This is a genomic window from Variovorax atrisoli, assembly GCF_014195185.1.
Lineage (GTDB): Bacteria > Pseudomonadota > Gammaproteobacteria > Burkholderiales > Burkholderiaceae_C > Variovorax > Variovorax atrisoli.
The window spans coordinates 221380-240411 of record NZ_JACIBG010000009.1 but is presented as its reverse complement, the minus strand read 5'-3'; the positions used below and the strand labels follow the sequence as shown (position 1 = coordinate 240411).

At 69.2% G+C, this 19032-nt stretch carries 18 protein-coding genes; 11 read left to right on the top strand and 7 right to left on the bottom strand.

What is annotated here, in order from left to right; genetic code table 11:
• The first annotated feature begins 1 nt into the window (after nt 1).
• The 4 genes from FHY06_RS28330 to FHY06_RS28315 are packed head-to-tail and all read left to right on the top strand — an operon-like array spanning nt 2 to nt 4126.
• Nucleotides 2–694, top strand: coding sequence for a deoxynucleotide monophosphate kinase family protein (locus FHY06_RS28330; RefSeq protein WP_184607067.1), 693 nt, complete (start codon nt 2–4; stop codon nt 692–694).
• Nucleotides 691–1329, top strand: coding sequence for a hypothetical protein (locus tag FHY06_RS28325; protein WP_184607145.1), 639 nt, complete (start codon nt 691–693; stop codon nt 1327–1329). Before FHY06_RS28330 ends, FHY06_RS28325 begins: the two co-directional genes overlap by 4 nt.
• Nucleotides 1326–3692: a DNA cytosine methyltransferase gene (locus tag FHY06_RS28320; RefSeq protein WP_184607066.1), complete on the top strand. Its 2367-nt coding sequence runs from the start codon at nt 1326–1328 to the stop codon at nt 3690–3692. The genes FHY06_RS28325 and FHY06_RS28320 overlap by 4 nt, the downstream gene beginning before the upstream one ends.
• On the top strand, nt 3689–4126 hold the full coding sequence (locus tag FHY06_RS28315; protein WP_184607065.1) for a hypothetical protein: 438 nt from the start codon (nt 3689–3691) through the stop codon (nt 4124–4126). Before FHY06_RS28320 ends, FHY06_RS28315 begins: the two co-directional genes overlap by 4 nt.
• Nucleotides 4127–4137: 11 nt before the next feature.
• Here the strand turns inward: FHY06_RS28315 and FHY06_RS28310 are convergent, their stop codons facing one another.
• Nucleotides 4138–4776 carry a hypothetical protein gene (locus FHY06_RS28310; protein ID WP_184607064.1) on the bottom strand — a complete coding sequence of 213 codons (639 nt, stop codon included), beginning with the start codon at nt 4774–4776 and terminating at the stop codon, nt 4138–4140.
• Entirely contained in the window at nt 4773–5054 is a 282-nt protein-coding gene (locus tag FHY06_RS28305) for a hypothetical protein (protein ID WP_184607063.1), read from the bottom strand. Before FHY06_RS28305 ends, FHY06_RS28310 begins: the two co-directional genes overlap by 4 nt.
• A gap of 94 nt (nt 5055–5148) precedes the next feature.
• Between FHY06_RS28305 and FHY06_RS28300 the strand changes: the two genes are divergently transcribed.
• The 6 genes from FHY06_RS28300 to FHY06_RS28275 all read left to right on the top strand — a co-directional run bounded on the left by FHY06_RS28300 (nt 5149) and on the right by FHY06_RS28275 (nt 12700).
• A complete protein-coding gene (locus FHY06_RS28300) occupies nt 5149–5850 on the top strand; it encodes a hypothetical protein (protein ID WP_184607062.1) in 702 nt (233 codons plus the stop codon).
• Entirely contained in the window at nt 5847–6200 is a 354-nt protein-coding gene (locus FHY06_RS28295; protein WP_184607061.1) for a DUF4031 domain-containing protein, read from the top strand. Before FHY06_RS28300 ends, FHY06_RS28295 begins: the two co-directional genes overlap by 4 nt.
• A complete protein-coding gene (locus FHY06_RS28290) occupies nt 6197–6418 on the top strand; it encodes a hypothetical protein (RefSeq protein WP_184607060.1) in 222 nt (73 codons plus the stop codon). The genes FHY06_RS28295 and FHY06_RS28290 overlap by 4 nt, the downstream gene beginning before the upstream one ends.
• 11 nt (nt 6419–6429) lie before the next feature.
• Nucleotides 6430–7638: a site-specific integrase gene (locus FHY06_RS28285; RefSeq protein WP_184607059.1), complete on the top strand. Its 1209-nt coding sequence runs from the start codon at nt 6430–6432 to the stop codon at nt 7636–7638.
• A gap of 174 nt (nt 7639–7812) precedes the next feature.
• The gene (locus FHY06_RS28280; protein WP_184607058.1) at nt 7813–9477 is read left to right on the top strand and encodes a methyl-accepting chemotaxis protein; all 1665 of its coding nucleotides are present in this window, start codon (nt 7813–7815) and stop codon (nt 9475–9477) included.
• Between the two features lie 238 nt (nt 9478–9715).
• Nucleotides 9716–12700, top strand: coding sequence for a hypothetical protein (locus tag FHY06_RS28275; RefSeq protein WP_184607057.1), 2985 nt, complete (start codon nt 9716–9718; stop codon nt 12698–12700).
• 257 nt (nt 12701–12957) lie between these two features.
• Here the strand turns inward: FHY06_RS28275 and FHY06_RS28270 are convergent, their stop codons facing one another.
• Nucleotides 12958–13278, bottom strand: coding sequence for a hypothetical protein (locus FHY06_RS28270; RefSeq protein ID WP_184607056.1), 321 nt, complete (start codon nt 13276–13278; stop codon nt 12958–12960).
• Nucleotides 13279–13606: 328 nt separating this feature from the next.
• Between FHY06_RS28270 and FHY06_RS28265 the strand changes: the two genes are divergently transcribed.
• Nucleotides 13607–15004, top strand: coding sequence for a hypothetical protein (locus FHY06_RS28265; RefSeq protein ID WP_184607055.1), 1398 nt, complete (start codon nt 13607–13609; stop codon nt 15002–15004).
• A gap of 21 nt (nt 15005–15025) precedes the next feature.
• Here the strand turns inward: FHY06_RS28265 and FHY06_RS28260 are convergent, their stop codons facing one another.
• The 4 genes from FHY06_RS28260 to FHY06_RS28245 all read right to left on the bottom strand — a co-directional run bounded on the left by FHY06_RS28260 (nt 15026) and on the right by FHY06_RS28245 (nt 19029).
• Entirely contained in the window at nt 15026–15727 is a 702-nt protein-coding gene (locus FHY06_RS28260; RefSeq protein WP_132753538.1) for an EthD domain-containing protein, read from the bottom strand.
• Nucleotides 15724–16914 carry an NADH:flavin oxidoreductase/NADH oxidase gene (locus FHY06_RS28255; RefSeq protein WP_184607054.1) on the bottom strand — a complete coding sequence of 397 codons (1191 nt, stop codon included), beginning with the start codon at nt 16912–16914 and terminating at the stop codon, nt 15724–15726. Before FHY06_RS28255 ends, FHY06_RS28260 begins: the two co-directional genes overlap by 4 nt.
• 15 nt (nt 16915–16929) lie before the next feature.
• Nucleotides 16930–17892, bottom strand: coding sequence for a DMT family transporter (locus FHY06_RS28250; protein WP_260310733.1), 963 nt, complete (start codon nt 17890–17892; stop codon nt 16930–16932).
• Nucleotides 17893–18060: 168 nt separating this feature from the next.
• Nucleotides 18061–19029: an MBL fold metallo-hydrolase gene (locus tag FHY06_RS28245; RefSeq protein ID WP_019656255.1), complete on the bottom strand. Its 969-nt coding sequence runs from the start codon at nt 19027–19029 to the stop codon at nt 18061–18063.
• Nucleotides 19030–19032: the final 3 nt, after the last annotated feature.

Sequence of the window (19032 nt, the reverse complement as noted above, 5' to 3'; positions counted from 1 at the left end):
GATGATTCACATCCTCGGCCTGACCGGCTACGCGGGCGCCGGCAAAGATACCGTCGCCGACCTGCTCGTGACGCACGCGCGCTTTCGCAAGATGGCGTTCGCCGATGCGCTGCGCGCCGAGATTGCCGAGGGTTTCGGGCTGGTGCCCGATGACCTGGCGCGGCCGCACACGAAGAACACGCCCACCGCGGCGCTGCGCATGCGCAACGCGCCGCGCGACTTCCTCGCCGCTGTGGTGCTGTCGCTCAGCGCGGCCGCGCCGGACCACCGCACGCCGCTCAGCGCCGAGTGGCTCGATGCCGACCGCAGCCCGCGCCAGGTCATGCAGTGGTGGGGCACCGAATACCGCCGGGCCCAGCACCCGAACTATTGGACGCGCGCGCTGCTTTCGCGCCTGACCGAGGCCCGCCGCGGCGGCGCCCAGCGCTTCGTCATCACCGACGTGCGCTTCGACAACGAGGCCGACGCGCTGCGCGGCGCGGGCGGCGTGCTGTGGCAGATCACGCGCCCGGGCGCGGCCGGCCAGACCGAAGGCGCGCACGTCAGCGCTACGGACGGCGCTCGCTTCAAGCCGGATGCCGTCATCGCCAACGTGCACGACGTGCGCCACCTGCAGGGCGTCGTGCTCACCGAATTCCTCTCCCGCGACCTCGGCATCCCGGCCGGGCGCATCAACCTCACGGTGACCGCATGAGCACGGGCTACCCTCTTTCCGACGAGCTGGCGGCCGTGCTGCGCGCGGTTCGCCTTGCCGACTTCGCCGAGGCAGGCGCTATCGCCAAGGCGTGCAACCAGGCCGTGACCACGCCGCTGCGCAAGCTCATGCTCGCGGGCCTGGTGCGTAGCCACAAGTCGCGGCGCGCTGACCAGAGCGCAACCCGCCTGTACAGCATCAGCGCCGACGGCGAGGCCGCCCTGCGCGCCTGGGAGGCCGAGGCCCGACGCCAGGCGAACATCGCGTCCACCGGCGCGGCCGTAGCGCAGCCGCGCGTGACGCGCTTCACCGGCACCTACACCGGCGCCGAGCTGCGGCCCTACGACGGGCGCCCTGGCGCCATGGACGCCTTCGCGCTGCCCAGCCGCGTGGGCCGTCGCCTGCGCTTCCGCAACGGCGTCGTGCAGATGCTCGAGGCGCTGCCCACAGCCGCGGCGGACTGGCTCATGCAGGCGGTTCCGCCGCCTCCGATGAGGGCTGGCGCGCGCATGGTCGTAGGTGTCGACCTGACCGACGGCACGCTCACTTTCGGGCCGGTGACCATGCTTCACGAGTCCCCGCCCTGCATGGGGCACAGCCTCGCACTCGGCGACCGCCCGAAAGGACACGCATGAAGCGCGACGCCTTCACGCTGCCGCTCGACCTCGGGCACGAGCTCATCATCGACAACTTCGCAGGCGGCGGCGGCACGTCGACCGGCTTGGAAGCAGCCTTCGGCCGGCCAGTCGACATCGCGATCAACCACGATCCCGAAGCGCTGGCCATGCATGCCCTCAACCATCCGCATACCTGGCATCTGCTGGAGAGCGTGTGGGACGTGAATCCCATCGCGGTGACGGGCAATCGGCCCGTGGCGCTGGTCTGGCTCTCGCCCGACTGCAAGCACTTCAGCAAGGCCAAGGGAGGCACGCCCGTGGCGAAGCACATCCGCGGCTTGGCGTGGGTGGGCATGCGCTGGGTCGCGCTCACGAAGCCGCGCGTGCTCATGCTGGAGAACGTCGAGGAGTTCACCACCTGGGGCCCGCTGCTGGTCGGCGCCGACGGCACAGCCCGGCCGGACCCGGCCCGCAAGGGCAAGACCTTCGAGAGCTTCGTGCGCCAACTGCGCGGGCATGGCTATCAGGTCGAGTGGCGCGAGCTGCGTGCCTGCGATCACGGCGCCCCGACCATCCGCAAGCGCCTCTTTCTGGTCGCGCGCCGCGATGGCCTGCCCATCGTCTGGCCCGAGCCAACCCATGGCGACCCGACCAGCCGCGAGGTGCTGGCCGGCAAGCTGCTGCCGTGGCGGACAGCGGCCGAGTGCATCGACTTCTCGCTGCCGTCGCAGAGCATCTTCGGCCGTGAACGTGCCCTCGCCACCAACACGCTGCGCCGCGTAGCGAAAGGCCTGTGGCGCCACGTCCTGACCAGCCCGAAGCCTTTCATAGTCGGCGTCGGTGGTCGCATGGGCCAGTCGCCCGAGCGCCCCATCGACAAGCCGCTACAGACCATCACGGCGAAGGCCGATTCCTGCGTTGCGCAGCCCGTGCTCGCGCCGTTCGTGAGCGAGCATGCCAACGCCAGCAATCAGCGCAACATGGCCGCCGATGAGCCGCTGCGCACGGTGTGCGCGCAGGTGAAGGGCGGGCATTTCTCGGTGGTTGCGCCCACGCTGGCGCCAATGGTGATGACGAACACCACGGGCCATCCTGGCGCGCCAATGGACGCCCCGCTCTCTACCGTGACCACTGGCGGGCACCATGCCGTGGTCGCCCCGGTCATCGCACCGCTACGGGGGACCGATGACAGTCACCTGCAGGGTGACGCCATCGAGGCGCCGCTCTCGACGGTGTCCGCTGGAGGTACGCACCACGCGCTGGCCGGCGCCAGCCTCATCCAGATCGGCTACGGCGAGCGCTCCGGCCAGGAGCCGCGCGCACTCGACATCACCCGGCCACTGGGCACCGTGGTGGCTGGCGGCGTGAAACACGCGGTTGTCGAAGGCGCGTTCATCACAAAGTTCCGTGCGAACAGCGTGGGTCACGATCTGCAGGAGCCGCTTCACACCGTCACCGCTAACAGCTTCGTGAAGCGCCCGGGCGGCAGCGTACCCATGGGCATCGTCGCCGCGCACTTGGTCGACGCAGGCCACGGCGAGGGCAAGGACGGAAGCAAGCGCTTCAGCCACGGCGTGCGCAGCGCAGAGAAGCCGCTCAACACCGTGACGGCCAGCGGGGCAACCAGCGCGGTGGCCGCGTTGCACCTCACGCACCTGACGCACCACGGCGACCGCGCAGGCAACGATCCGGCCGAGCCGCTGCGCACCGTGACCGGCGCACATCGAGGCGAGCAGGCACTCGTGTCCGCCTGCATCGAGCAGGCGAACGGCGGCTTCTATGCAGACAACTCCGGCCGCTCGGCAAATGAGCCGCTGTCGACCATCACCTCGAAAGGCGCGAATCAACGCCTGATTGCAGCCTACTGCGTGAAATATTACGGGAACGAACGCGATGGCGTGTCGCTGCTCGAGCCCATGCACACGCTGCCCACCAAGGACCGGATGGGCCTCGTTGAAGTCGAGCAGGTGCCCGCAGACTGTCTGGCGCCCGAACTACGCGAACGCGCCCGCCTGTGTGCCGCCCTCTTGCACGAACACCTTCCCGAGCAGTTCCCCGTGCTGGCCGAATTGGTACTGATGTTCCACAAGGGGCAATGGTGGGTGCTGGTCGACATCACCCTGCGGATGCTCAAGGCACCCGAGCTGTACCTCGCGCAGAGCTTCCCGGCGAACTACGTGATTCATGAGATTCCGAATCCTACGCTGCTATTCAAGGGCGGCGTGCAGGCGGCGGACCCGCTCGTGGTGCCGCGTATCAAACTCAGCGCGACAGCACAGGTCCGCATGTGCGGCAACAGCGTGGCACCGGCACAGGCAGAGGCGCTGGTGCGAGCCAACTTCGCGCACGAGCTGCTCATCTACGGGCGGGCCGCAGCATGAAGCACCGCGCAAAGAACTCCACCACCTGGGCAAGCGTGATCGCCGCCCGCCAGCAGACGCCCGAGGCTATCGCCGACGCGGCCATGGCGAAGCTCTACAGCGCCTATGCCGACCTCAAGGCCGGCACCACCGACGACGACATGTTCGACCGCGTGGCCGCTGCGATCAACGTTGGGTTGATCCGCGCCGAGCAGATCGATGCAGCATGCGTGACGCCCATGCTCGAAGCCCGCGATGCGCTGATCCGCTGCGATGCCATCCGCGGCAAGCACGGTCGGTATGGCTTCGACGGGCCCGGCCTCCAAGCCATGGCCGCCGGCCTTGAGGTCTACGAGGAAATGCTGCGCAAGAGCACCCCGCTGCAGATGCGCCAGGCGCTGACGGCCTCGATGGAGCGAATGCGGCTGCAGATCGCCGCGGGAGCAAATCTGTGACGCGCTCGAACTTATGGGGGGAACGTGTCGCTCCGCGCCGCCCCGCCGCGTTGATTGATGGCATTGAGAAGCAGCTTTCCAAAGGGCTGAACAACAGAGGCTACTTCCAATGCCTTTGCGGCAACGTCGCCAGCATCACAGTCACCCTCGATGTTGACACCATCGAGCGCGACGTCGATCTCGTGCAAAAAGTCTGGGAGTACTGCATTAGAAACAAGTACCGACTGCACAAAGTGGAATCGGTCGAGCCGCGTCACGTCCACTCGATCCAATGCATCGCGAATTGCCATGACCTCGGCCCGCATCTTTCGAAGGTTCTGCGCACTTGCCAAACCATCTGGCAGCGGAGCGATGTAGTCGGCGATCTTGCTGGCAATTCTGTGAGTTCCGCCGACCAGTTGAAAGACTGCCTCGAGCATGCGCGTGTAGTCGAGGAACTCTTTGCGATCTGCCTCTTTCTTTTGCAGCCGATGAGCACGATCCACCGCCCAGGCGGTAGCAAGGATCGCAGCTATGGAGCCGATCGCCTGAACCCAACCAGCGAGCGAAGCATTTGTATTCAGCCATGCACTCGCTGGCGTCCATCCGACGATCAATGCGATCACTGCGGCGGCGCCACTCCAAAGCGCGAGCATCCCCAAGCCATTCATTTCAGATTCCAGATGGCCTGCACATTGGCCACCTCGAGACCGATGAGCTTGAAGTACTCACGGTCACCGGTGAAGCTGCGCATAGCCCAGTTGTGCCCCAGGGGGTCAGGCTCCGCATACCGATACGGCTCGTGGATTTCAACAGTCGCGTCGTCGCCCAGCTCAGCCAACTTCTCATCGACACGCCGCTGCACCTCAACGCGGATTTCTTCTGCGGTGTGCAGCTCGCGCGGTCGGTCACGTTCAGTGGTCAGCCGCTTCAACCATTCGCCCGCCATACCGTCTCCTCAAAGTGAGGCTCAGATGATGCCATCCCTCGAAATCTGCACAACACCATGCCCTGTGCACACCACGTCAGCCGCAGGCGCTCGCATGCAACGGGTTCGGCCCGCGCGTGAACGGCCAATACTCTTCTCTGCTCCCATGGTGCGGGCGTTGCTCGCCGGCACCAAGACGCAGACCCGCCGCGTCTTGAAGGTGCAGCCGCCGCTCGGCACGACCAGCGTGGCCGCCTATCACCATCCCGATGACAGCGACGGCCGGCCGCGGTTCTGGTCCCTCGGGCCGGACCCGGAGGCGCACGGCGCCACTGACTACCTACAGCTAGGCTGGGCATATCCGTGCCCCTACGGCCGGCCCGGTGAAAGGCTCTGGGTGCGCGAAACGCACGCGCCGCAACCCGACTGCTCTCTCTCGTGGGAGAAGTGGATGCGCGGCGCCGGCGGAGAGAAGCCGATCATCCACTACGCGGCCGACGCCACCGAACGCACATGGGTCGACCAATGGCGGCCGAGCATTCACATGCCCCGCTGGGCTAGTCGCATCGATCTCGAAATCACTGGCGTGCGCGTCGAGCGCCTGCAGGACATCAGCGAGGCCGACGCCATCGCCGAAGGGATTTCGGGGCCGCACAACGTCGGGTATCCGGCCTATCGGGTGCCTGATGACAGCAAGCCGCGCTACAGCCGAGCTTCCGCAGCCTACGAGGCATTGTGGGAGCAGATCAACGGCGATGGCAGTTGGGCAGCCGACCCGTGGGTATGGGTGGTTGAGTTCAGAAAGGCCCAGCCGTGACCGTCTACGTCGACGACATGAAGGCCGCCTACGGGCGCATGGTGATGTGCCACATGCTGGCTGACACCGACGACGAGCTGCACGCGATGGCCGATCGCATCGGCGTGCTGCGCCGCTGGTGGCAGAGCCCGGAGAAGACCAGCGGCAGCCACTACGACATCGCGCTCAGCAAGCGCGCGTTGGCCGTATCCGCGGGCGCCGTCGAAATCACCTGGCGCCAGGCCAGCGCCATGAACATGCGCCGCCGCATCACCGGCTCGCTCGGCCCCGCAGCCGAGGCCGAAGAGTGGCTGCGCCAACACCGCGCGCAGCGCGCGGCAGAACTCCAGGGAGAGGAAGCGAAGCAATGACGCGATGGATCACCGTCGACAAGGCAGAAAACGAAACCGGCCTCCCGGCGTCGTTCTTTCACGAGCGCACAGGCGCCTCGGGCGTGTGGCCCGAAAACCAAGTTTGGAAGTGGTTCGATGGGCGCAAGCTCATCGACCTCGAGGCGCTGTACGAGTTGATCGACAAGCGCCCCAGCATCCAGAGCAACCGCGGCCGCAAGCCGAAGAGGGCGGACTGATGCCAAGGCCGATGACAAACAATGGCGTCGTGATCCGCGAGGCTCACCTGCAGATCGATCTGCGCGTCTACGGCTACGGCCGCGAACGCCTCGACCTTGCGCCGACGCCATCGAACATCCGCTACGCGGAGAAGCTGCGCGCGGAGATACTCGGCAAGATCGAACGCGGCACCTTCTCGCTGGCTGAATACTTCCCCGACAGCCCGCGCGCCAAGATGGACGCGCCCAGCCTCGCATTCAGCCAGGTCGCGGCCGAGTGGCTCAAGGTGAAGGCCGCCACCATCCAGCACAGCACGCTCGACCACTACCAGCAGACCGTCGGGGCCGCCTACTTCGATTCGGTGCGCGACACGCGCATGGACTCGCTCGACTTCCGCGCCATCATGAAGCTCACGGCTGCGCTGCCAGCGAATCCGAAGACCTTCAACAACTTCGCCACCGTGCTGCGGCAGATTCTCGAGTACGCCTTCAAGGCGAAGCTGATCCGCGAGCCGCTGCATGAGCATGTGATGATGCGCCGGCGCCAGAAGGCCCAACCCGACCCGTTCACCCTGCCCGAGGCGCTACTCGTGCTCGAGGCCATGGCGACCGAGCGGGCCCGCCTTTACTACGAGGTCGCCTTCTTCACCGGCATGCGCCCCTCGGAACTGATCGCCTTGCGCTGGCGAAACGTGAACCTGGCACGCGGGCAACTCACGGTCACCACGGCCCTGACGCGCGGCAAAGAGAAGGACACGAAGACCAGTGTGGTTCGCACGCTCGAGCTGACCTCGCGAGCCCTCGCAGCCCTGAAGGCGCAACACAAGCTCACCGGGCAGATCGAGCACGTCTTCACCGACGAGGACGGCTCGATCTTCACCACCACCGACGAGCCGCTGCGCGGCTGGTGGAAGCCGGCAATGCTGCGTGCAGCGGTGCGGACACGCGACGCGCGGCAGACGCGCCACACGTTCGCCACCACCTGCCTGATGGCGGGCATCACGCCGGGCTGGGTTGCGACGCAGCTCGGCCATGCGCCCGAGATGTTCTTCCGCGTCTATAGTCGCTGGATCGTGGGCGCCGACCACGGCGCAGAGAAGCGCAAGCTCGATGCGCACCTGTATGAAGCCACAGTGCCGAAGGACGGAAGCAAGGCGGAGACGGGACCGGGACAAACACCGGGACAAACGCGCCGAAAAAGATCAAGTTCGGCGAAGCTCTCAGAGGGAGACAAAGCCTAGAACGCCGCCGAAATCGGCCCTTTTCTGGCAAAAATAGGTTCGATTCCTGTCGAAGGCACCACCCACCCGCCCCCCGCAACGGCTTTCGCCGCCCAGGCACGCCCTCTCACGCCCTGTTCTCCACAAGCGGCTGCGGGTCAACGCCCAGTCACACGCCCTCGGTCTAATCCGCGCGTGACTCCAGACTCCCACCTTCTCCTCCCCTCCCCCGGCGCCCGCAACATCCTCGGACGCCGGCTCCTTCTCACCTTCTCGGCCGTGCTGCTGCTGACCCTCGCGGGCTCCGGCATCGGCATCCGGTCGCTCGCCAAGGTCGACGAAGCCACGCGCGAGACCGTCCAGCAGCGCGGCGTGTCGGAGCGGCTCGTGGCCGACGCCTACCGGCTGCAGGCGATCAATGCCGAGCGCTACAAGGCGATGGCGCTGAGCTCGGAGCCCGAGGTCGGCGAAATTCTTTCTGCGGACATCCGCGCGACCGCGGCCGAGTACGACGACTTGATCAGGCAGCTCGACCAGCGGCTGCACGACGAGTCCGACCGCGCATTGCTCGCGCAGGCCGACGCCGCCGCCAAGGACTTCGCAGGCGCCGTCAAGGAACTGGTCGCCGCGCGCGACTCGGGCCTGACGGAGCGCATCCGCAATGTCTACGCGCAGCGCTTCCAGCCCAGCTCGGCGGCGCTGCTGGCCGCCGTGTCGAGGCTCGCCCGATCGCAGCGGCAGGCCATCGACACGGCCGGCGAAGACATCGCGCAGCTGAGCGCCTCGGCGCGCATCGCGCTGGCGGTGTTCAGCATCGCGGCCCTGCTGCTGGGCGGCGTGCTGGCAATGGGGCTGGTGCGCAGCATCGGCCGGCCGATCCGGCTGGCCAGCGAGACGGCCGGGCGTGTGGCGGGCCTCGACCTGCGCCGCGACATCGAAGGCCACTCCCGCGACGAGGCGGGGCAGATGCTGCAGGCGCTGGGCGCGATGCAGAGCGCGCTGCGCGAACTGGTGGTGCGCGTGCGCGAGTCGGTGCAGAACGTGCGCACCGCAGCCGGCGAGATCGCGCACAGCAACTCGGATCTCTCGGCGCGCACCGAAAGCGCGGCGGCCAGCCTGCAGCAGACCGCGGCGGCGCTCGAGCAAGTCATGCACAACGCGCGCGAGTCGAGCACGGCCGCGGGCGACGCCGAGCGCATGGCCGGCGCCGCGGCCGCGGTGGCATCTCAGGGCGGCGAGGCGGTCTCGCAGGTGGTGAGCACGATGCAGGACATCCGGCGCGAGTCGCACAAGGTGGCCGACATCACGGGCGTGATCGACGCCATCGCCTTCCAGACCAACATCCTGGCGCTCAATGCCGCGGTCGAGGCCGCGCGCGCTGGCGAGGCGGGGCGCGGCTTCGCCGTGGTCGCGTCGGAGGTACGGCAGCTGGCCACGCGCTCGGCAGCGGCAGCGCGGGAGATCAGGAACCTGATCGACCACTCGGTGCAGCGCATCGAGGCCGGCACCCTGCTGGCCGACGACGCGGGCCGCACGATGGGCCGCATCGTCGCCTCCATCGGGCAGGTGGCCGACACGGTCGGCGCCATCACGGCGGCGACGCAGGCACAGGTGCAGGACATCGGCCAGATCAACGCCGCCGTCGCCCGGCTGGACGAGACGACGCAGAAGAACGCGGCCATGGTCGAGGAATCGGCCGCCGTGTCGGAAAGCCTGCGCGAGCAGGCGCGCAACCTCGACACGCTCATCAGCCAGTTCGTGCTGCCCGGCGATGCGCCGCGCACTGCGCTGCCTTCGGCGCCGCGGCGCGACTACTCCCGCGACATACCGGTGTCGCCGCGCCTGCGGCCGGCGGGCTGAACCGAGGCCGCCCCGGGGCCCCCTGCGCCTCGGCCTTCGTTACGTCCTGACAAGGTAACGGCGCTACGTAACAAGCGCCGAAGCGCGCCCGCCGCAAGCCCCTGCGCGGGCGTCGGCGCGGCGGGAATCCCGATGTAAATCAACGACTTGCGCGCACACCGCCCCCTAGGCGGCACCTGCGAGGGCCAGCGGCACACAAGTTGCCCCATCAGCCACTCCCAATACCGAGGAGGCTGCCATGGCGGATGCCAACACAACGATTTCTTCGACCGCCGGAGGTGCCGACGGCGGTGCCGCCGCACCGGTGATCCTCGCGCAATCGACGGTCCGGCCGATCGCGCCCATGGGTGCGGCCAGCACCGCCACGGCAGCGACGCCGGCCGCCGCACCGGCCGGCCTCGGCTCGCTGTCCAACGCCACGCCGGGCACGGTCGTCATGCGCGACGGCGTGGCGATTCCGGTGTCCGGCAGCCAGACGCTGATGGCCGGCGACCGCGTGATCGTTCCGCAGGACGGCCACGCCAACGTCCTCTTTCCCGGATCTGCCACCAACAAGGCGCCGCTGGCCGGCGTGTTCACCGGCGGGACCGACGCCACCATCAGCTCGACCAAGCTCGCCAGCGGCCTGGAACAGGTGAACGTGGACGTGGCCTCCGGCGACCTGGAAGTGACCGCACCCGACAGCGACGCCGAAGCGGCCGCGCTGGCGGTCAGCAAGAAGACTGCCGCCGGCAGCGGCATCGGGCTGGGCGAGTTCGCGCTCGGCGCATTGGGCGCCGTCGGCCTCGCCGCCGCACTGGGCGGTGGCGGCAGCGACGGCGGCGGGATTCCCTTCTTCGCTCCCGGCATCGGCGAAAGCGATGCCGACGCGGACGCGGACGCCGATGCCGACGCGGATGCCGACGGCGACTCGGATGCAGACGCCGATGCGGATGCAGATGCAGATGCCGACGCCGATTCGGATGCCGATGCCGATTCCGACGCGGACTCCGATGCGGACGCGGATGCCGATTCCGATGCAGACGCGGACGCGGACGCCGACCACCTGCTCGACCCGGGCGACAGCGCCGCCGACCATCTGCTCGGCGCGCTCGACAACCTGCTCGGCCTGGGCGGAGGCGGCACGGCGGCGGCCGCGCGCAGCGCCGCGGTCGCGAGCTCCGCGCCCACGCTCTCCTCGCTGATGCCCACGGTCGACGGCTTCACCGACCTGGTGGACAACGTGCTCTCGCCGATCGCGGGCAACGAGTTCCGGCCGAACGACCCGAACGCATTCGATCCTCTGGACGACACCGTCGGCGGCATCACCGCCGACCTTGGCGGCGTGCTCACCCCCGTGGTCGACGGCCTGCTGGGCGCCGGCCTGACCGGCGCGCTCATCGGCTCGCTGAACGGCCAGGTCGACTACCTGACCGATGCCATCGACAACATCCTCGAAAACGTGCTCGGCAGCAACGGCCTGCTCGGCGGCGTGACCACTGGCCTGGGCATCGACGGCCTCGTGGACCAGCTCATCGGCGACGACGGCGTGATCAGCCAGGTGCTCGACGGCCTGCTGGGCGACGGCAGCCTCGTGGGCAGCGTGCTCGGCGAAGGCGGGCTGGTCGGACAGCTGCTGGGCGATGACGGCCTGCTGGGTGGTCTGCTCGGTGGCGACGGCGGCCTGCTCGGCGGTGTGCTGGGCGATGGCGGCCTGTTGGGTGGCGTGCTCGGCGGTGAAGGCGGCCTGCTCGGCGGCGTGCTGGGCGATGGCGGCCTGTTGGGTGGCGTGCTCGGCGGTGATGGCGGCCTGCTCGGCGGTGTGCTGGGAGACGACGGCCTGCTGGGTGGCGTGCTCGGCGGTGATGGCGGCCTGCTCGGCGGTGTGCTGGGCGATGACGGCCTGTTGGGTGGCGTGCTCGGCGGTGAAGGCGGCCTGCTCGGCGGTGTGCTGGGAGACGACGGCCTGCTGGGCGGTGTCCTCGGCGAAGGCGGCTTGCTCGGAGGACTGCTCGGTGGCGACGGTGCGCTTGCCGGCCTGCTTGGCAGCGAAGGCCTCACCGGTGGCGTGCTCGGCAACGATGGCTTGGTCGACAGCCTGCTCGGACCCGATGGCGTGGTCGGCGGAGTACTCGGCGCAACGCCGCTGGGCGGATTGCTCGGCGGCGAGAACGGCCTGCTCAGCGGCGTGCTGGGCGACAACGGCCTGGTGGGCGGACTCCTCGGAGGAGACGGCCTGCTGGGCGGCGTCCTCGGCGACGACGGTCTCCTGGGCGCCGAAGGCCCGCTGGGCGGCCTGCTTGGCGGCGATGGCGGATTGCTCGGCGGCGTGCTGGGCGACGGTGGCCTGCTGGGTGGCCTGCTGGGTGGCGTGATCGGCGGTGAAGGCGGCCTGCTCGGCGGTGTACTGGGTGACGACGGCTTGCTGGGCGGCCTGCTCGGCGGCGATGGCGGCCTGCTGGGTGGCGTGCTGGGTGACAACGGCCTGCTGGGCGGTGTGCTCGGCGGCGACGGCGGCCTGTTCGGAGGTGTGCTGGGCGAAGGCGGCCTCGTCGGCGGCGTCCTCGGCGCCGTCACCAGCGGCGATGCCGGTGGCCTGGTCGGTGGTCTGCTCGGCGAAGACGGCCTCGTCGGCGGCGTCCTTGGCGCCGTCACCAGCGGCGATGCCGGTGGCCTGGTCGGTGGTCTGCTCGGCGAAGACGGCCTCGTCGGCGGCGTCCTCGGCGCCGTCACCAGCGGCGATGCCGGTGGCCTGGTCGGTGGTCTTCTGGGCGAGGACGGCATCGTCGGCGGCCTGCTCGGCGGGGTGACCGGCGATGGCGCCTCGGGTGGCCTGCTGGGCGGCGTGCTCGGCGAGGACGGCCTGGTGAACAACCTGCTTGGCGACGACGGACTCGTGGGCAGCGTGCTGGGCGCCGATGGCCTGGTCGGCCGCCTGCTCGGCTCGCTGGGCGGCGACGCTGCCCCCGTGGCCAACGTGCTGCAGTCGGCGACGAGCGAGGCGGCCGCTCCGGCGGCGCATGCGGCCTCCAGCGCGGCGGCCCCGGCGACCGACATCCTGGCCGGCACTGCCGGCACCGCGGCGCCGGTGGTCGAGACGGTGGCGCATGTGGCCGAAGGCGCGGCCGGCAGCGTCGCCTCCGGCGTGGCCGAGGCGGTGGCGCCGATCACCAGCCAGGTCGAGCAGACGGTGAGCCACGTGGTGAGCCCGGTCACCAACATCCTGCACGGCCTGCTGGGCTGAGCGGACCACCCGCCCGGTCCGCCGCCGGCTCTGGGCGGCGATGTAGGCAAGGACTCACGTGCTTGCCTTGCGCTGTCCCGCATGGGTGGGCGGTGCGCAGAGTCAATGTGGGGGTTCCGTGGATCCCGGTTCCTCCTCACGGCGCATTCGTGCGTCGTTAAGCGCTCCCTCGAGGAGCGCTTTTTTTTGCGTGGGCTTCCTCTCCGTCCGCGCAGCAACAGCCGGCATGGCCCGCAAGGCCGGCCCGTGCCCCCGCCTCAGCGGATCAGGCTCATCGGCGCGACCTGCGGCGTGACCTTCGCCTCGGTCGCCGTCAGCAGCTGGCCGTTCGATTCCTTCCAGCACATGAGGTTGGTGATGCCCGAGCCCGCCGGGCCCGGGGCCTGTATCGACACCGCCTTCCACCCCTTGCACGCGCCGCCCACGGTGGTGGGCCTGTCGAGGAACACGTAGTCGGTGCCGGCGTCGATGCGCATCACGCCGGCCACGCCGGGCGGCAAGGGCTTGCGCGTCTGGGCGGACGTCGCGCATGCGGCCGTGATCATGACGATGCCCAGGAAGAAGATGCTGCGTCCCATGCGTGCCGCTCCGGTGTTGACGACGGCCGATGTTACTTTTTACGGCCCTCCCGGCATGGCGGCGCATGCCTCCGCGCCCTCGTTCCCTCCCCAGTTTCGGTTATGGCTCCAAGGCACCCGGGTCGTTCCAATCGGCGCCTTGCGGCTGCGATCGGCGCGCCGCAGCGGAATCGACGAGGAGCTCGGCATGGATCGGAGAAGGTTTGCGCTCACCGCAGTGAGCGTCGCGGTGTTGAGCGGTTGCGGTGGTGGAGGAAGCGGCGGCGGGTTCGCCTTCCCACCGGTCGGCACGCCGCCCGCACCCGCGCCGGGCGATCCTCCAGCCCCCATGCCTCCGGCTCCGGCGCCACAGCCGCCGGCCCCACCCGCGCCCAATCCGCCCGCACCTGCTCCCGGCCCCGAGCTCGCAACGCCGACCTCGCTGCCCGCGTCGACGATCCTCACGCAGAGCATCGCCAATCACGACAACGACGCCGCCGTCGGTCCCGGCCAGGCGAACTTCTGGGACCTGATGCCCGATTTCTCCATCGGCAACGGCTGGAACGACCAGTTCGCGGGCTCGGGGGTGGGCGCGGGCTCAGGCGCGCTGGCATTGAGCGTGAAGGTGGGCAGCCTCTCACAGGGTTTCAACAACGACCAGCGGTTCAACGAGCTGACGGCACTGGGCCCGGAAATGACGGCGGCAGACGGCCTGAAGATCGTCTCGATCACGACCGACCCGCAGTTCCAGTCGAACGGCGTCGCAGCGTTCCTGCATGCAGTGCCCGACGCGCGGCTGCAGCAGCCCCTGGACCTGCGGCAAGCCGTGGGTCGGGTGAACGTCCAGTGGACCGGCAAGTGGGGCACGCTGCGTGGCAACTTCGTTGGCAGCGGCAACGGCGGCATTGGCGATCCGGAACCAGCCTTCATGCAGGTCGTGCTGCGCGACCTCAGCGGCGGGCTACTGAGAACGCTTTTCAGGATCGACGCCAACGGCCCGTTCGGCACATGGGGCAGCGTCAGGATCTCGGAGTTTGCCGGCCAGGTGGTCGTGCTGTCGTTCGAGCAGTGCAACCGCGGCCAGGGAACGTCGATCGAGATGGTGTCGGTGGACGATGACGTGCGCAGCCTCATCGTCAACGGCGACTTCAGCAGTGGCCTGTCAGGCTGGACCGTTTCGCCGGCACGAAGCGCGCAGAACATCCGCTCCGGAATCAGGACGCTGCGCGGTCTCGAAGTCCAGCGCACCTTCTACGCGCAACCCAGCCAGCCGTGGGGGCGCATGACCGACACCTTCCACAACCCCACGGCATCGTCCATCACGGCCAAGGCGACATACACCAGCTTCCTGGGTTCCTATGGCGCGGGCGTGATCTACCCGCCGGCAGGCGCGCCTCAGAAGGCGCTGGCAGTGTGGGACGGCCTGGGCAAGGGCCGCGACGCAGGCTTCGTCTTCGGCGCGGCGGACCACGTGGACTACGCCTCGGCCTCGACGCTCAACAGCTCGGACGGCAGCAACGTGGTGACGGTGGACTTCGACATCACCGTGCCGGCAGGCGGCACGGTCACGCTGGTGAATTTCCTGATCCTCACGGGCACGAACACCTGGATCGGCGCCGCGAGTACCGCAGCGCGCGCCACCGACGTGGACGCGCAGGCGGGCGCCATTGCCGCGAACTTCCGCACCGACCTGATCTACCAGCGCGGCCTGACGCAGCTGCAGCTGGACACGTTGAAGAACTTCTGACGAGCAGCGCCGCCGCAGGACCTACACCACGCGGTGCTCCTCCACCACGAAGGCCGTGATCTCCGAGAGGAAGGTGAGCGCGTGCGCCATCGTCACCCGCCCTTGCGGCGAGGCGAAGGCGGCATCCAGCGTGTCGGTGTTCTCGAACCAGAGCTCGACGATGCCGTCGATCGGCAGCTCGGCATAGCCGCAGGGCGTGCCCTTCACGAACTCGCGCGCGGTCACCACGTTCTGGCGGTAGCCGCTCACGCCGGGCATGCGGCGAACGTGGTCGGCGTGCACCTTCCACTCGCGGCGGAAGTCGTCCTCCGACTGTTCGATGGGCCGGCGTAGCAGCGAGATGCGCTTGAGCAGGCCCTGCGGCTTCGGCGGCAGCGCGACCACCTCGGTCTGCGCGACGGTCACGATGTGCAGGCCGCCGAGGAAGCGCTCCTCATCGGCGCGGATGGCGGCGGCCAGCTCGCCCGTGTTGAAGGCCGCATCGGCCTGCGCGCCCTCGTCGAAGCGCAGCTGCGAGAAGCCGTCGAAGTCCCAAGGCCCGCGCGCGAAGTCGATGCCGCGCTGCAGCCGGTCGAGCACGAGGTTCTGGCGGTAGCTGCGCAGCGTGGGCAGCTGCGCAACCAGCGGGCCGTGCCTGTCGCGCCAGTGGCTGCGGAAGGCCTCGTCGGTCCATGCGGGCTTCTTGCGGATCAGGCCCATGCGCAGGGTCGTCGGTTCGGTCATCTGCTTGTCTCCTGGTCGTCGGGTTGCTGTTCGCGGGCTTCGGCGCGCGCACGCGCCAGGCCGGGTGCGCGCTTGGACAGCCATACGCCGTGGCGCACCGGCCATCGCTCGAAGCCCGGGTCCGCGCCGAGCGCGGCGGCTGCGTGGTGTGCCCAGTAAGGATCGAACAGCGCCTCGCGGCCGAGCGCGACCAGGTCGGCGTCGCCCGCCGCGAGCACAGCCTCGGCCTGATGCGCATCGACGATCATCCCGACCGCCTGCGTCGGCACCTGCGCCTCGCGCCGGATGCGCGCCGAGAACGGCACCTGGAAGCCCAGCCCGCGCGGCACGGGCAGCGCGCGCGTCTCCTCGGTGAGCCCGCCCGACGAGCAGTCGATCACGTCCACGCCGCAGCGCTTGAGTTCGCGCGCGAGCACCACCGAGTCGTCGAGGTTCCAGCCGTCGAGCGTGCCGTCGACCGCGGAGAGGCGGCAGAACAGCGGCTTGTGCGCGGGCCATGCGGCGCGCACGCGCTGCGCGATCTCCAGCGCGAGCCACATGCGGTTGTCGCGGCTGCCGCCGAGCGCGTCGTCGCGATGGTTGGCGTTGGGCGACAAAAAGCTCGCCACCAGGTAGCCGTGCCCGAAGTGCAGCTCGACCACGTCGAAGCCCGCCTTGTCCGCGCGCAGCGTGGCATCGACGAAGCGCTGAACCACCGCCGAGACGCCGTCGGCGTCGAGTGCGCGCGGCACCGACCAGCCCGGCCCCGCCGCGATCGCACTCGGTCCCAGCCGCTCCCACGGCTCCTCGTCGGCGGCCATGCGCGCGTCGGCCAGCGCGGCGCCGCCCTCCCACAGCGGCTCGCTGCCGGCCTTGCGCCCTGCATGCGCGAGCTGCACGCCGATGGCGCTGCCCTGGGCATGGACGAAGTCAACCACGGCCTTCAGCGGCGCGATCTGGCTGTCGTTCCACAGCCCGAGGTCGGCCGTGCCGATGCGCCCGCGCGGATCGACCGCGGTGCTCTCGGTGAGGATCAGCCCCGCACCGCCGAGCGCGAACTTGCCCAAATGCACCATGTGCCACGGCGTGGCATGGCCGCGGTCGGCGGCGTGCTGGCACATCGGCGAAATGACGACGCGGTTGGCCAGCGTGAGGCCGCGCAGCTGCAGGGGCTGGAACAGCAGGGGAAGGGAATCGACGGAAGACATGGATGGAGGAAGAAATCAGGGAGCAGGCTTGGACACGGTTGCGGCAACGGCAGCGGCGGGCCGTGTGCCCAGCCAGGTGCCGCTCATCACCGCGGCGAAGCCGAACAGGTGCCACCACGTCAGCCTCTCGCCCAGCAGCAGCGCCGCCACCGCGACGCCGAACACCGGCACCCAGTAGAGAAAGACGGCGGTGCGCGCCACGCCGATGGCCGAGATGGCGCGGTTCCAGATCAGGTTGCCCGCGGCGGTGGCGGCCACGCCCGAGAACAGCACCAGCGCCCACGGCCACGCACCCGGAAAGAGCTGCGCCGCGCCCAGCGGCGACGGCCCGAGCAGCGCGTGCACCACCAGCATCGCCGTGCCCATCACGTAGATTCCCCAGCTCATCGACAGCGGATCGATCTGCCGGGCCAGGCGCTGCACGCCCACACCGCCGACGGCGAAGCTCACCACCGAGAGCGCAAGCATCAGGTCGCCCAGCCCCGCATGCGACAGGCTCGCGCCCGGATGGCTCAGCACCACCGCCGCCACACCCGCGAAGCCCAGCGCCACGCCAATCAGACGCCGCGCCGTGAGCGCCTCGCGAAACACCAGCGCTGCCATCAGCGCCGACACCAGCGGACTCAGCGCCATGATCAACGCGCCATTGGTGGCCGTCGAACGCTGCAGCCCCAGCGCGAACAGGATCTGGTTGGCGTACACCATCAGGAAGCCGCAGCCGGCCAGTGCCGCGAGACGCCGCATGCCGAACGCCGGCACCCCGCTGCGCCGCCACAGCACGATCGCACTCAGCGCCATGCAGGCCACCACCATGCGCAAGGCCGCCAGCGGCAGCGCCTCGAAGAAGCCCGTCAGCACCTTCACCGCCGACACGTTCACGCCCCACACGAGCATTCCCAGCAGCAGCCAGGCCTGCACGGCGGCCGGTGTGGCGCCCGCAGAGGACGATGAAGATGACGACGGCGCAGACTTGTTCATTTCAATCGTTCGTCAAAAGACAACACCACGCCACGGCCCGCGCAGCGAGGCCCCTTCGCAGGCTCCCGCGGAACCGGCTCTGCCGGGCCGCAGGGTGCGCCCCCGCGAGGGGGTGTCCGAGCCACACGAAGTGGGCGAGGCTGGGGGTGATCAACAGTCCTGGGGAGGTCATCCCTCCAGCTCGTTCCACATCTCGATGTCGCGCTCCGCGGTCCAGATGCGCGGGTGGACGTGACCCGTCGCTTCGTCGTACGCACGCGTCACGTCGAAGGGCATGCAGTGGTCGAAGATCACCCAGTGGCCGTAGGTGGGGCGCAGCGCCGCCACCGTCTCCTTGTAGATCGCGTTCAGCGTCTTGCCCTGCGCCACGCCATTGTTGACGAGCGTGTACACGTCGGAGATGAAGGCGCGCGTGGAGGCGATGGCCTTGCGCACGTCGGCTGCGTTCTCCAGCGCGGCGCCGCGGCCGGGCACCAGCTTCTCGAAGCCGAAGCCGGCGAGGCGGTCGAGCGTGGCGGGCCAGTCGCGGAAGTAGCAGTCGCCGGCGTAGGCGGTGCTCTGGTATTCGACGAGGTCGCCCGCGAAGCAGATCTTCTGGTCTTCGAGGTAGGCGATGGTGTCGCCCTTGGTGTGGCCGCGGCCCACCTGCGCGATCTTCACTTCGAGCTTCTTGCCCAGCCACACGCTCATGGTGCCGTCGAAGGTCATGGTCGGCCAGGTCAGGCCCGGCGGCACCGACTCGACGTTGCGGAACAGGCGCGGGAAGCGGCCGATCTCGCTGGCCTTGTCCTGCTCGCCGCGTTCGACGATCAGGTCGTAGGTGTCGCGGCTGGCGATGATCTGCTCGGCGCCCTCCTTGAAGTAGGCCGAGGCGCCCAGCACGCGCACCGCGTGGTAGTGCGACAGCAGCACGTACTTGATGGGCAGCGGCGTCACCTCGCGGATGCGGCGGATCACGTCCTGCGCCATCGCCGGCGTGGCCTGCGTGTCCACCACCATCACGGCCTCGTCGCCGATGAAGATGCCGGTGTTGGGGTCGCCCTCGGCGGTGTAGGCGTAGGCGTTCTCCGAGAGGCGGGTGAACGAGACCTTCTTTTCCTCGAGGTCGGCGTGGCTGGCGAATTTCTTGGTGGTCATTGG